Raw genomic sequence first — 12,042 nt, 5'->3', positions numbered from 1 at the left:
AAGTTGACAAGTTGACGGGTTAACGGGTAAGTTTGCCCAGTTTCTTGCCATTCTGACTTTCATATAATAAGTAGCGTGTAGCACACTTACTCGTCAACTTGTCAACTTGTAACCCCGTTAACGGAAAGTATTCTGCCAGCGCGATGTGCTTACTTAATGCGCTTGCTGATGCGCACGCCTTGCGGTGTGACAATGCGCTCAATGTATGCGCCGTTGGTGGTGGGCTGGCTGATGCGCTGGCCTTGCAGGTTGTAGCAAGCGCGGTCGAGCACCTGTGCCGCACCGGCCTCCACATTGTTAATGCCCGTGGCATAGTTGATGTTGAGCTGGGCAGCGTTGAGCACATCGGCGTGTTCAGTTTCGTTGCTGCTGAATGGCAGGTTGACAAAGGCCACTACGCGCACATTGTTGCTCTTCCAAGAGTCGGGCAGCGTGGTAGTGTATGTTTCGCTGTAAGTGTCGCCGTTCCAGTTTATTTCGTCGCCGTCAAAACGTGTGAGGGCCGTCCTGAACACATTGTTATGCACCTTTTCGCCGCTGCCAGTTTGTGAGGCGTTAGTCTGCACATGGTCCTCCACCAGCTCGACAGTAAGGTTAGCCTGGTCGTAAAATTCGCTGAATATGGCGTTGCGTGTGCCGCTGACGGTAGTGCTCAGGGTGCGTGTGGCGGGGTCGTAGCTATTTTCGATGTTTACCGACACAAAGGCAGGCGTGCTGGCACACTTTTCAAAGTCGGGCTGTATGTACTTGAGCGTAGCTTGCACACCTCCGCTGTAGCTGATGTACATGGTAGGCTGAGAGGCAGACTTGCTCGACGAGAGCGCTCTGCGGTCGAACATGGCAAGCGGGGCCGAGGTGGCGCCGAAGGCTTGCAGGCCGTATGACTCCGACTGTGTGAGCTCGTCCTGTTGATAACCAATGTGGTGGGCCACCCACACATAGTCCTTGCGTCCGGAGAGCAATGCCGACAGGGCTTTATGTCCGTCGGGGCAGTTGACACACTTCAGCGTGGTGAAGTGTTCAACCAGCACTTTGTGCGGGAAACTGGTAGAGTAAATGAGCAAGTTGGTGTCGATGCTGTCGTTGCCCTTATATATGTCGTCGGTCGAAATCCATGCGCGGAGGGGGATTTTTCCCTCGGCAAGGTCCTTGGTGGGCACCTCAAAGCTGTACTGCTGTGTGTTGTTGGGCTTGATAGTGCCGCTTACCGACACCTCGACGGGCTGTCCGCCGCCTACGCTGTAATAGAGTTTGGGCGCTGCCACGGGGTCAACACCATAGTTGCCCACATTGATGGTACCCTTTGCGGTATCGCCCATCTTGGTGTAGGCATTGTCAAAGGTCACCTTTTCGGTAGCCAGGTCAACGAGAGGTGCATCGTTGTCGGCTTGTGCAAAGGCTTGTATGCAGAAGGGCGGATACTGCTCGGTGCTCAAGTCTCTCCACTGGCTGCCGTCGTAAAAGAATGTGCCGTTGGCATTCACCGTGCCGTCGCACACAACGCCGGCTCCTGGTTCGGCAGTGCCGTTATAGCCTATATAGAGGTCGTCGCCGGTAATGTCGATTGGTGTGTTGAGTGTGACATCGTTCCAGCCAGCCACCGATTTGTTCAGGCGGGTGGGGGCGCCTATCACGTAGTCCTTGAGACTGTTGCGTGCCCATACCGAGATGCCCGAAATGCCTGAGGTGCAGCGAAAGCGCACATGTGTGATTTTCTGACCAATCAGTGCCTTAAGGCGTGGACCGGGTATGAGTATGGCTGCGCCAAAGCGCAAAGAGCCAGATTCTTGCTGGTTCTGTACCATTTCCGAAAAGTTCGACAGCGAGTCGTTGCAGTAGCTGAACTTAATTTCACGCTGCGCATAACTATGCACGAAACAGCATGAAGCAAGCACTACAGTACATAAACGTAGTATTTTATTCATACAATTAAATAAAATTGTTAGTTGATCTTGATGGCAAAATTACAGAAATATATTTATCTGACAAGCATAAAGCCAATTTTTTAGCACGATGACCTGTTTTTGTGTAAATTAGTATGCAGAAAGTAGACTATGCGCGCGAATAATTTATCTTTATGCACACGTACTTTGCAGTGCGCACTGTTTGCTGTGTGCGGGTGTGGGGGTGGCATTAGGGGTTGCAGGCGCGTGGTTTTACGGCATAGGGAGGGCGGATTTTCTGTTACGGGAGGGCGGATTTTTGGTAGGAGCAACAGAAAATTCTCTCCCCCATGACAGAAAATTCGCCCTCCCACGACCGGAAATCCGCCCTCCCATGACCGGAAATCCGCGTAGCCTTGTGCCGTTGTTTTGTGCCTTGTGCTTGAAGAAGCGCAAGCACTAATGGGGGCGACGCGTCTCGCGTCGGGAAAGAGAATGGAGGGAAACACGAACGTTACTAAATAATAGCTGCATATTTTCCCGCGGGACGCGTCGCCCCCATTAGAGATAGCGTTTGTTGATTTTGGCCTTTTATTGACATCATCGGCTGCGGTTCAGCAATTCAAGCAAGCTTGATTGCATTCGCCTTGCACGATGATTCAATCCGTGCTCGTCTAAATCCGAAACAAGAGTAAGTGTGCTTTGGTTTGGAAAAGGTTGCGCTTTTCCGAATTTTGGTTTGGAAATGGATGAAAAATCGGGTGCTTTGGTTTGGAAATGGTTACGTTTTTCCGAATTTTTGGTTTGGAGATGGTTGAAAAACCGAGTGTTTTGGTTTGGAAATGGTCACGTTTTTCCCGAATTTTGGTTTGGAAATAGATGAGAAACTGGGTGTTTTGGTTTGGAAATGGTTACGTTTTTCCCGAATTTTGGTTTGGAAATGGATGAAAAATCGGGTGTTTTTGGTTTGGAAATGGTTGTTAATATGTATCTTTGTGCTTGATAATAAACAGATTACGTATGTTTGAGAGAAATGCCATAAAATACCTCCGTCGGTGGGCCAACAAGGAAGAACGCAAACCGCTTGTGCTGCGCGGAGCCCGTCAGGTGGGCAAAACCACCTTGGTAGAGCTGTTTGCCAAGGATTTTGACACCTATATATATATGAATTTGGAAGAGAAAGAGTCTGCCGATTTGTTTGCGGCAGACTATTCGTTTGACGATTTGCTGGCGGGTATCTACTTCAAGGCCAATATAGCGCAAGACGTGCATAAGCGTACATTGATATTTATAGACGAAATACAGAATGAGCCGAAAGCCGTGCAAGCCCTGCGCTATTTCTACGAAAAGCGTCCCGACCTGTATGTGATTGCAGCAGGGTCGTTGCTCGAGAGCCTGATGGGACGCTACATATCATTTCCGGTGGGCAGAGTGGAGTATATGGCACTGCACCCGTGCACCTTTGTAGAATTTTTGCGTGCCATAGGCCAGTCTGCCATGGCCGATGCCATCGAAAGCGTGGCTCTGCCAGCCTCGTTGCATCATTATGCGTTAGATTTGTTTAAGAAATACATGATAGTGGGCGGCTTGCCCGAGGCTGTGGCAAATTATGCCAAGTATGCTGACATAGTAAGGCTGAACGGGGTGTTCAACTCTCTGCTGTCGGGCTATCGTGACGACGTGGAGAAATATGCAGGCAACCGCAAGGAGCAAGACGCCATCAGGTATATATTGAGTTATGGGTGGGCCTCGGCAGGACACCGCATTCAGTTTGCAAAATTTACGGGGTCAACCTTTAAGGCCGCAGAGGCGGGAAATGCTTTCCGCACATTGGAGAAGACTTTGCTCCTTGAACTGGTGTACCCGCAATCTACCACCACCTTGCCCATGTTGCCCGACCTGAAAAAGAGCCCCAAACTGTTGTGGCTCGATACCGGACTGGTGAACTATGTGGCGGGCATGCAGGAAGACTTGTTGTTTGGCAAAGATGCCGACGAACTGTGGAATGGTGGCATGGCAGAGCATATTGTGGGGCAGGAATTGCTTGGAGCCTCGGTGGTGTTTGGTGAGAAGCGTATGTTTTGGGTGCGCGATGCCAAGAACTCGCAGGCCGAGATTGACTTTCTGATCAGCTACAAGTCGCACCTGTTGCCCATTGAGGTGAAAACGGGCAGTAATGCCAAGTTGCGCTCGCTGCACTTGTTTATGTCGGAGAGCAAGGAGAATGTGGCCTTGCGCTTGTGGAACGGCCCTATGACGTCGGACGTGATAGCAAAGCCCAATGGCGATACATTTACGCTGTACAACATACCGCTTTATTATGCAGGCCATTTGCACGCCCTGCTCGACAATGTGATGGCCGGCGCCCGCAGTGTGTAATGATGCGGCCCAGGCCCCGTATGTTGATGCGCCAAAACGGGTCACCCCGCATGGCGAGTGCATCAACACCATGCTGATGCGGCTCACCATGCGGGGTGACCTGTGTGTGGGGGGAGGCCCGTGTGTGGCGGGGGCTACTTGTTGCAGCGGTTGAAGAAGTCGATGGCTTCGAGTTCCTTGCGCAGTTGTGCCTCCTCGTTGTCGGTGATGTTTTGGAAAGGGGTGCGGTTAGGCCCGAGGTCGAGGCCGATGAGCTTCATGATGCGCTTACCGCCCACGATGTTGCCGCGGAAGTGGCAAATGACGTCGATGACGTCCTGTGCATAGTTCTGCAGTTCGCGTGCACGCTCAAGGTCGCCTTGCTGCCAGGCATCAATTATGCCCGTGAGCACGCGTCCGTTGTAGTTGGTAGTGCCGCCAATGCCGCCTTGTGCGCCGCCCATGGCCAGGCAGGGCAGTATGGTTTCGTCCTGGCCGTGCAGCATGTCGAACTTGCCGTCCTTGTAGCGTCGGCAGCGGTTGTACTCGTAGAGGCTCTCGAAGGTGTATTTGATGCCGGCAAAGTTGGGTATGCGCCCGTCGACGGCCTTGAGAAAGTCGAGCATGGAGAGGTAGGCGCCGTTGAAGGCTGGTATGTGGTAGAAGTAGAAGGGCAGGTTGGGGGCACCGCAGGCTATCTCCTCACAGTACTTTACAAGTTCCTCAATACGTGCCACCTTGGGAAAGGGGGGAGCCATGGCGCCAATGCCCCATGCGCCTATTTGCTGGGCGTGCTCTGCCAGGCGGCTGCTGCTCTTGACGCAGGTGCTGCCCACGTGTACGATTACCTTGAAGTGGGCCGGCACAGCCTTTACCCATGCTTCGGCCAGCTGCATGCGCTCTTGCTCGGTGAGCATGTAGCCTTCGCCCGACGAGCCGTTGATGAACACGCCTTTCAGCCCGTTGCGGGCCAGGAGGTCGGCATAGGCGGGTATGGGCTCGTAGTTTACCTCGCCGTTGGGGTGGAAGGGAGTGAACGGCGCGTCTATCAATCCGTGTATCTTTTCCATATAGGGTGTGTTAGATGTGTGAATGTGTGGATTGCAAATGTAGGCATTTAAGTTGGCAAAAGCGTGGCACGCGAATGCTTTTGTTTGCTCTATTCAAAATAAAGGGTTATATTTGCACTCGGAAATAGTTATTAAGGTGAAGTTGAAAGGATTCCAACGCAAGCGTCGCGGGAGTTCTTTCGGTTTTTTTTAGCTGTTACCTTAGTGCTACTATCCGGCAACCACTGTATAACAAACAAATAATAAATATAATACCAAACAGTAATTATGGCTTACATGACTCAAGAGGGCTACGACAAGATGGTAGCCCAGCTCCGTCACATGGAATCAATTGAACGCCCCGCTGCATCTGCCGCCATAGCCGAGGCTGCTGATAAGGGCGACTTGTCAGAAAACAGCGAGTACGACGCTGCCAAGGAAAACCAGGCAAAGCTTGAGGGTCGCATTGCGGCTCTGAAAAAGGCTATTGCTGAGGCTAAAATCATCGACAAGTCGAAGATTAAGGCCGACACAGTGCAGATACTGACAACCGTCGAGATGAAGAACGTGAAGAATGGCATGGTGATGAAATATACCATTGTGAGCGAAAGCGAGGCTAACCTGCGCGAAGGCAAAATATCGAGCACCACACCTATTGCCCAGGGTTTGCTTGGCAAGAAAGTGGGCGATGTGGTTGAGGTGAAAATACCGCAGGGTACTGTGCACCTCGAAATACTGAACATTTCAATCTAAAAGTGGCTTGATGAGTTTATAGGTTGTGTGACTTGTGGCTGTGCCGGCAGGCTGGCTGTAGCACGGGCTTATAAACTCATTTTGCTTGTTATATTGTTACATATAATAACCCGTTACCCCAACATATAATACTTTAGCCTTATGACAATATTCTCTAAAATCATTGCGGGCGAAATACCCTCTTACAAGTGTGCCGAGAGTGACAAGTTTTATGCTTTTCTCGACATCAACCCTTTGGCGCAGGGCCACACACTGGTGGTGCCTAAGCATGAGGTGGACTACATCTTCGACTTGAGCGATGAGGAACTTGCCGACATGGTGGTGTTTGCCAAGAAGGTGGCTCTGGCCATTCAGCGTGCTTTTCCCTGCCGCAAGGTGGGCATGGCTGTGCTCGGCCTTGAGGTGAACCATGCTCACATTCATCTTGTGCCGCTGCAGAGCGAGGGCGACATGGATTTTCGCAAGCCGAAACTGCAACTCGATGCTGACACAATGAAGCAAACTGCCGATAAGATACTGGCAGAATTTGAGCGCTGATAAGGACGTGTCGAAGCTCAAATTGTGCGGATTCATGTGCAGATGAAGTAATAAACGCAAGCACTAATGGGGGCGACGCGTCTCGCGTCGGGATAAGATGCAGCTATTATTTAGTGTAGTTTGTATCTTTTCTTTTAATTATCCCGACGCGGGACGCGTCGCCCCCATTAGAGCTCGCGTTTGGTGCAGCGCGTGGGGCATTAAGGCAAAGGCTCACAGACAGGCGTGTAATTGGCGCTATCTGTGAGCCTTTATTAGTTGTATGAACTTTGCTTTTTCACCGACGCGGGGACGCGTCGCCCCCCATTAGAGGTGGCGTTTGGTGGTAGAACTTAGAGGTAGCGTTGGGCGCTTGAGTCCGTTAGCATGTTTACGCTCTGCCTGCGAGGTCCTCCAGTATTTGCCAGCACTGGAAGAGGCCGCGTGGCACGTGGAAACAGCCTTTCCACTTGCCGCCCTTGAGCGGAAGCAGCACCTCGCCGCGGCGGTTGAGGTAGCCAAACCACTCGGGGTGTTCGGGGTCGGCAAAGTGGCTCCACACGTATTCGTGCACACGCTCAAACCATTCGAGGCACTTGGCGTTGCCCGTGAGCTGATAGCCCTTGAGCATGGTGATGAGTGTCTCGATGTGTACCCACCACAGCTTTTGGTCCCACTCGAGCTGCTGGCAGGGGCGGCCAAGGCGGTCCATAAAGTAGAATATGCCGCCGTACTGCTTGTCCCAGCCATACTCGGCTTCGTTCAAGGCTATCTGCACGGCCTTGTCGATGAGGTCTTGACGGCCAAGCCGCTTGCCGAGGTCCATGATGAACCACATGGCCTCGATGGCATGGCCAGGGTTGAGCAGACGGCCGTCGAAGCAGTCGACCAACTGGCCGTCGGTGCCAAGGTGCTCCACTATCAGCCCGAGTTCGGGACGGTAGAACACGTCCATCACCTCGTGTATACAGGTGTCGATGGTGCGGCGCATAAAGTCGGGGTCGAGCAGCGGTTCTATTTCGAGTGCCACGTTGCAGAGTATCATGGGCAGCGCAAAGCTCTTGAGCGCACGTGCGCCGGGTGCCGCCTTGTTCCATTTGCCCTTGGGGTTGTCAACCTTTGAGAGCACGATGTCGAAGGTGCGCTTGGCAATGTCGGCGTACTCCTTGTTGCCCGTGGCAAGGCTCAACTGCCCGAAGGCTATCACGGCAAAGGTGTATGAGAATATGTTGTAAGGCTCAACCAGCGGGTGCCCCTCGCGGTCGAGGGCAAAGTACCAGTTGAGGTGGCCGTCGTGGCCATGCTTTTTCAGGAACTCTGCCCCTTGTATGGCGCAGTCGAGCCACTCCTGGCGTTTCTCCACCTTGTTGTAGAGCGTGGCAAACATCCACACCTCGCGGCCTTGCAGCCACACAAACTTGTCGGTGTCGAACACGGAGCCGTCGCGCTCGAGGCAGGTAAAGTAACCGCCGTGTTGGGTGTCTTGCGACTTGTCGAGCCAGAATGGCACCACTTTGTCGAGCAATTCGTGCTTGTACTGCTCGGCCAGCTGCTTGAAGTTGGTAGTCATGTCAGATGGTATGTTGGGTTACTCAAGTTTCGGTTTTAGACGGGTACGGGCTGAAGGCAAAAAGCACACCAAACGCTACCTCTAATGGGGGCGACGCGTCTCGCGTCGGGAAAATATGCAGCTATTATTAGCAGTAGTAGCGGTCGTATTTAACTCCTGTCTCTATCCCGACGCGGGACGCGTCGCCCCCATTAGAGCTTGCGTTTCTTCGTAGCACCATTTATTGACATCATCGGCTGCGGCTCAGCAATTCAAGCAAGCTTGATTGCATTCGCCTTGCACGATGATTCAGACCGTGCGAACCTAAATCCGAAATTTCAGTTAGGTTATATCAGATGGCGTGCCGCCAAGGGGGTGTCAGTCTTGCGCATGGCGCATTTGGTCGAGCAGCGCAAGAGCTTTGTTTTCAGCTGCTTCCATTATTTCGCGCTCGCCCGGCCCCTTGTCGTTGATGCCCACAAGGTGCAGAATGCCGTGTATGATGACGCGGTGCAGCTCGTCGTCGTAAGTCTTGCCAAATTGCTCGGCATTGGTGCGCACCGTGTCGAGGCTGATAAACAAGTCGCCGCTCAGCACATCGCCCTCGCAGTAGTCAAAGGTGATGATGTCGGTGTAATAGTCGTGTTTGAGGTATTGGCGGTTCACCTCGAGTATCTTTTCGTCGTCGCAGAACACGTAGGCCACCTCGCCCACGCGCTTGTTGTACGATGCTGCCACGGCGCGCACCCATGCGGTGGTTTCGCGGTGCGATATGTCGGGCATCTTGACGTTGATGGTGTTGTATGATATCATGTTGAATAAGGGTATAGGTTTGTAATGGGTTGAGGCTTTGGGCCATGGCCGCGGGTGGGCTATTATATTGTGCCGTCAAACAGGCTCGGCTCGGCAGACTGTGTGCCATACATGCTGCGTCCCAGGTGCTTGTAAGCCAGTTCTGTCACTTCACGCCCGCGCGGTGTGCGCCGAATGAAGCCCTCCTTTATGAGGAATGGCTCATACACCTCCTCCACCGTGCCGGCGTCCTCGCCCACGGCGGTGGCTATGGTGGTGATGCCCACGGGTCCGCCCTTGAACTTGTCGATGATGGTAAGCAGAATTTTGTTATCAATTTCGTCGAGTCCGTACTTGTCGATGTTCAGAGCCTCGAGGGCGAATGAGGCAATGCGCATGTCGATGCGTCCGGTGCCTTTCACCTGTGCAAAGTCGCGCACGCGTCGCAGCAGGGCGTTGGCTATACGCGGTGTGCCGCGCGAGCGGCTCGCAATCTCGGCAGCCGCTTCGGCGTCGATGGGCACTTTAAGTATGCTTGCCGAGCGCTCAATGATGCGTTGCAGCGTGTCGGCGTCGTAGTACTCAAGGTGCAGGTTAATGCCAAATCGTGCGCGCAGTGGTGCGGTGAGCAGTCCGCTACGTGTGGTGGCGCCCACCAGGGTGAAGGGGCTGAGGTCAATTTGTATGCTTCGTGCCGCCGGCCCTTTGTCTATCATGATGTCGATGCGGTAGTCCTCCATGGCCGAGTACAGGTACTCCTCCACCACGGGCGAGAGACGGTGAATTTCGTCGATGAACAGCACATCGTTCGGCTCGAGGCTTGTAAGCAGTCCGGCCAGGTCGCCCGGCTTGTCGAGCACCGGGCCCGAGGTCAGTTTGAAGCCCACCCCCAGCTCGTTGGCTATAATGTTGGACAGCGTGGTTTTGCCCAGGCCCGGAGGCCCGTGCAGCAAGGTGTGGTCGAGCGGTTCGCCGCGGTATTTGGCAGCCTCCACAAATATGCGCAGGTTGTCCACCACCTTGCGTTGCCCGCTAAAGTCATCGAACTGCAGCGGTCGCAAGGCATTTTCAAAGTCGCGCTCCGATGACGTGGGTTTTGTCTGTTCGGCGCGTATGTCAAAAGTGTCGTTTGTCATTGTGCTGCAAAGTTAATGTTTTTAGGGTAATAATGTGCGCTTTCGGGCGCTCTTAGTCCGTATGGCAACTTTGTTTGGTATGTCGCTGCGGCATTACGCATACACGTGAAAGGGGCCGTCCACACGTTAAAGTGTGTGGACGGCCCCTCGTAAGCGTTTTTTCAATTCTCTACATTGTATCGTTTTCGCTTCAGGCCTTTGCGCCGGCCTCTTTGTTGCGGAAAGATTTTGACAGAAGAATGAAAAAGTCGTAGTCGAGTACAGTCGATATTCGTGCCAACATGTCGGTGTCGATGTGTGGTTTCTCAAAAATCTTGTACACGTTTGTGCGGCTGCAGGCCAGTTGGCGCGCGAGCCACACCACAGAATAACCCTTTTCGTCGAGGCGGCGCCTGATAAGGCTGCCGATGTGAATCTCCATAATTGCTGCGATTAGTAAATTTAGTTGTTAAGAATATTAGGGTTCTGAGTTGCAAAGTAACGTTTTTTTTGTTTATTATGCCATATTATGTTGTATCTAATTATGTTACACTTACAACTTTATGCCTCTTTTTGTGGCACTTTGGCACAATATGTGGTGTTTGGCGCACTAATTGTGGCTTGTGAGGGGAGTCATTCCGCCCCTTTATCACTAACTTTGCAGACCGATGGCGGCGGTTGACGGGTTGACAGGCTGACAGACTCCGCCAGTGCCCAACTGATTATACACATTGTTATACATACAACTGCTGGCCGTTTAGAGGCCGGCGGACACATACTGCACACACATGGTTCTGAATTACATTTGGATAGCATTCTTTGCCATAGCCTTTATTATAGCTGTGGTCAAACTCGTGTTCTTTGGCGATGTGGGCGTGTTTCCTGCCATTATGGACTCCACCTTCGACTCGTCAAAAACCGCTTTCGAGATATCGCTCGGCTTGACGGGCGTGCTCTCGCTGTGGCTCGGCGTGATGAAGATTGGCGAGAAGGGTGGGGTGGTCAACGCCATGGCCCGCGTGCTAAGCCCCGTGTTCAACCGCCTGTTTCCCGACCTGCCCAAGGGGCACCCCGTGTATGGCAACATATTTATGAACATTGCGGCCAACATGCTTGGCCTCGACAATGCCGCCACACCCCTCGGCCTCAAGGCCATGGAGGGGCTTCAGGAGCTCAATCCGCGTAAGGACACTGCGTCGAACCCCATGATTATGTTTCTGGTGCTCAACACGTCGGGCTTGACCATCATACCGGTGAGCATCATGGTGTACCGTGCACAGATGGGGGCAGCGCAGCCCACCGACATATTTATACCCATACTGATAGCCACCTTCTTTTCAACCCTTGCGGGCATCGTTATTACCAGTTTGTTTCAGCGCATCAACCTGTTGCAGCCCGTGCTGCTGGCCACGCTGGGCGGCCTGTCGGTGGCGGTGGCCGGCATCATTTGGGGCTTCAGCCGTTTGGACAGCACCATGATGAACCTTGTGGGCACCACCACGGCCAATGTGCTGCTGTTTGTCATCATCATCTGCTTTATAGTGGCCGGTGTGCGCAAGCGCGTCAATGTGTACGACGCCTTTGTGGAGGGAGCCAAGGAGGGTTTCCATACCGCTGTGCGCATCATTCCCTACCTGGTGGCCGTGCTGGTGGGCATAGGCGTGTTTCGCGCCTCGGGTGCCATGGACTGGCTCATCGACGGGGTGAAGTGGCTTGTCGGCCTCACCGGCTGTAATGCCGACTGGGTGGGTGCACTGCCCACCGCACTGATGAAACCCCTGTCGGGCAGCGGTGCGCGCGGCATGATGGTTGATGCCATGCAAACCTATGGCGCCGACTCCTTTGTGGGCCGCTTGAGCTGCATATTCCAAGGCTCAACTGACACCACCTTCTACATTCTGGCCGTATACTTTGGCTCGGTGGGCATCAGCAAGACACGCCATGCCGTGGCCTGCGGCTTGCTGGCCGACCTTACCGGCATAGTGGCAGCCATTGGCATAGCCTATGTGTTCTTTGGCAGTTGAGCC

General features: G+C 53.2%; 10 protein-coding genes. 4 read left to right on the top strand and 6 right to left on the bottom strand.

Going from position 1 to position 12,042, the window contains the following annotated elements:
* Window positions 1–149: 149 nt before the first annotated feature.
* The gene (locus tag BQ5453_RS02245; RefSeq protein ID WP_071121965.1) at window positions 150–1,925 is read right to left on the bottom strand and encodes an Omp28-related outer membrane protein; all 1,776 of its coding nucleotides are present in this window, start codon (window positions 1,923–1,925) and stop codon (window positions 150–152) included.
* Between the two features lie 978 nt (window positions 1,926–2,903).
* On the opposite strand from BQ5453_RS02245, the gene BQ5453_RS02235 reads away from it, so the two are divergent.
* Entirely contained in the window at window positions 2,904–4,262 is a 1,359-nt protein-coding gene (locus BQ5453_RS02235) for an ATP-binding protein (protein WP_071121963.1), read from the top strand.
* Between the two features lie 134 nt (window positions 4,263–4,396).
* Here BQ5453_RS02235 and BQ5453_RS02230 read toward each other — a convergent pair whose 3' ends face one another.
* Window positions 4,397–5,311 carry a dihydrodipicolinate synthase family protein gene (locus BQ5453_RS02230; protein ID WP_071121962.1) on the bottom strand — a complete coding sequence of 305 codons (915 nt, stop codon included), beginning with the start codon at window positions 5,309–5,311 and terminating at the stop codon, window positions 4,397–4,399.
* A 267-nt stretch (window positions 5,312–5,578) separates the two neighbouring features.
* Here BQ5453_RS02230 and greA point away from each other — a divergent pair, with 267 nt between their 5' ends.
* Entirely contained in the window at window positions 5,579–6,043 is a 465-nt protein-coding gene (greA, locus tag BQ5453_RS02225; RefSeq protein WP_071121961.1) for a transcription elongation factor GreA, read from the top strand.
* Window positions 6,044–6,184: 141 nt separating this feature from the next.
* Window positions 6,185–6,580: an HIT family protein gene (locus tag BQ5453_RS02220; RefSeq protein ID WP_022101970.1), complete on the top strand. Its 396-nt coding sequence runs from the start codon at window positions 6,185–6,187 to the stop codon at window positions 6,578–6,580.
* A 370-nt stretch (window positions 6,581–6,950) separates the two neighbouring features.
* Here the strand turns inward: BQ5453_RS02220 and BQ5453_RS02215 are convergent, their stop codons facing one another.
* The 4 genes from BQ5453_RS02215 to BQ5453_RS02200 all read right to left on the bottom strand — a co-directional run bounded on the left by BQ5453_RS02215 (window position 6,951) and on the right by BQ5453_RS02200 (window position 10,457).
* Window positions 6,951–8,129 carry a n-acyl-d-glucosamine 2-epimerase gene (locus BQ5453_RS02215; RefSeq protein WP_071121960.1) on the bottom strand — a complete coding sequence of 393 codons (1,179 nt, stop codon included), beginning with the start codon at window positions 8,127–8,129 and terminating at the stop codon, window positions 6,951–6,953.
* Between the two features lie 357 nt (window positions 8,130–8,486).
* Window positions 8,487–8,921 carry an rRNA maturation RNase YbeY gene (gene ybeY, locus BQ5453_RS02210; RefSeq protein ID WP_022102190.1) on the bottom strand — a complete coding sequence of 145 codons (435 nt, stop codon included), beginning with the start codon at window positions 8,919–8,921 and terminating at the stop codon, window positions 8,487–8,489.
* 62 nt (window positions 8,922–8,983) lie between these two features.
* Entirely contained in the window at window positions 8,984–10,036 is a 1,053-nt protein-coding gene (gene ruvB / locus BQ5453_RS02205; protein WP_022102191.1) for a Holliday junction branch migration DNA helicase RuvB, read from the bottom strand.
* 190 nt (window positions 10,037–10,226) lie between these two features.
* A complete protein-coding gene (locus BQ5453_RS02200) occupies window positions 10,227–10,457 on the bottom strand; it encodes a helix-turn-helix domain-containing protein (RefSeq protein WP_071121959.1) in 231 nt (76 codons plus the stop codon).
* Window positions 10,458–10,803: 346 nt separating this feature from the next.
* Here BQ5453_RS02200 and BQ5453_RS02195 point away from each other — a divergent pair, with 346 nt between their 5' ends.
* Window positions 10,804–12,039 (top strand): nucleoside recognition domain-containing protein, encoded by a 1,236-nt coding sequence (locus BQ5453_RS02195; RefSeq protein WP_071121958.1) that lies wholly within the window; start codon window positions 10,804–10,806, stop codon window positions 12,037–12,039.
* Window positions 12,040–12,042: the final 3 nt, after the last annotated feature.

It is taken from the genome of Prevotellamassilia timonensis (assembly GCF_900106785.1).
Classification (GTDB): domain Bacteria; phylum Bacteroidota; class Bacteroidia; order Bacteroidales; family Bacteroidaceae; genus Alloprevotella; species Alloprevotella timonensis.
This window is presented reverse-complemented; position numbering and strand designations above follow the sequence as displayed.

Excerpts from the sequence above, each read along its gene's own strand:
- BQ5453_RS02245 (WP_071121965.1), bottom strand. The coding sequence starts at position 1,925 with ATGAATAAAATACTACGTTTATGTACTGTAGTGCTTGCTTCATGCTGT.
- BQ5453_RS02235 (WP_071121963.1), top strand. The coding sequence starts at position 2,904 with ATGTTTGAGAGAAATGCCATAAAATACCTCCGTCGGTGGGCCAACAAG.
- BQ5453_RS02230 (WP_071121962.1), bottom strand. The coding sequence starts at position 5,311 with ATGGAAAAGATACACGGATTGATAGACGCGCCGTTCACTCCCTTCCAC.
- greA (WP_071121961.1), top strand. The coding sequence starts at position 5,579 with ATGGCTTACATGACTCAAGAGGGCTACGACAAGATGGTAGCCCAGCTC.
- BQ5453_RS02220 (WP_022101970.1), top strand. The coding sequence starts at position 6,185 with ATGACAATATTCTCTAAAATCATTGCGGGCGAAATACCCTCTTACAAG.
- BQ5453_RS02215 (WP_071121960.1), bottom strand. The coding sequence starts at position 8,129 with ATGACTACCAACTTCAAGCAGCTGGCCGAGCAGTACAAGCACGAATTG.
- ybeY (WP_022102190.1), bottom strand. The coding sequence starts at position 8,921 with ATGATATCATACAACACCATCAACGTCAAGATGCCCGACATATCGCAC.
- ruvB (WP_022102191.1), bottom strand. The coding sequence starts at position 10,036 with ATGACAAACGACACTTTTGACATACGCGCCGAACAGACAAAACCCACG.
- BQ5453_RS02200 (WP_071121959.1), bottom strand. The coding sequence starts at position 10,457 with ATGGAGATTCACATCGGCAGCCTTATCAGGCGCCGCCTCGACGAAAAG.
- BQ5453_RS02195 (WP_071121958.1), top strand. The coding sequence starts at position 10,804 with ATGGTTCTGAATTACATTTGGATAGCATTCTTTGCCATAGCCTTTATT.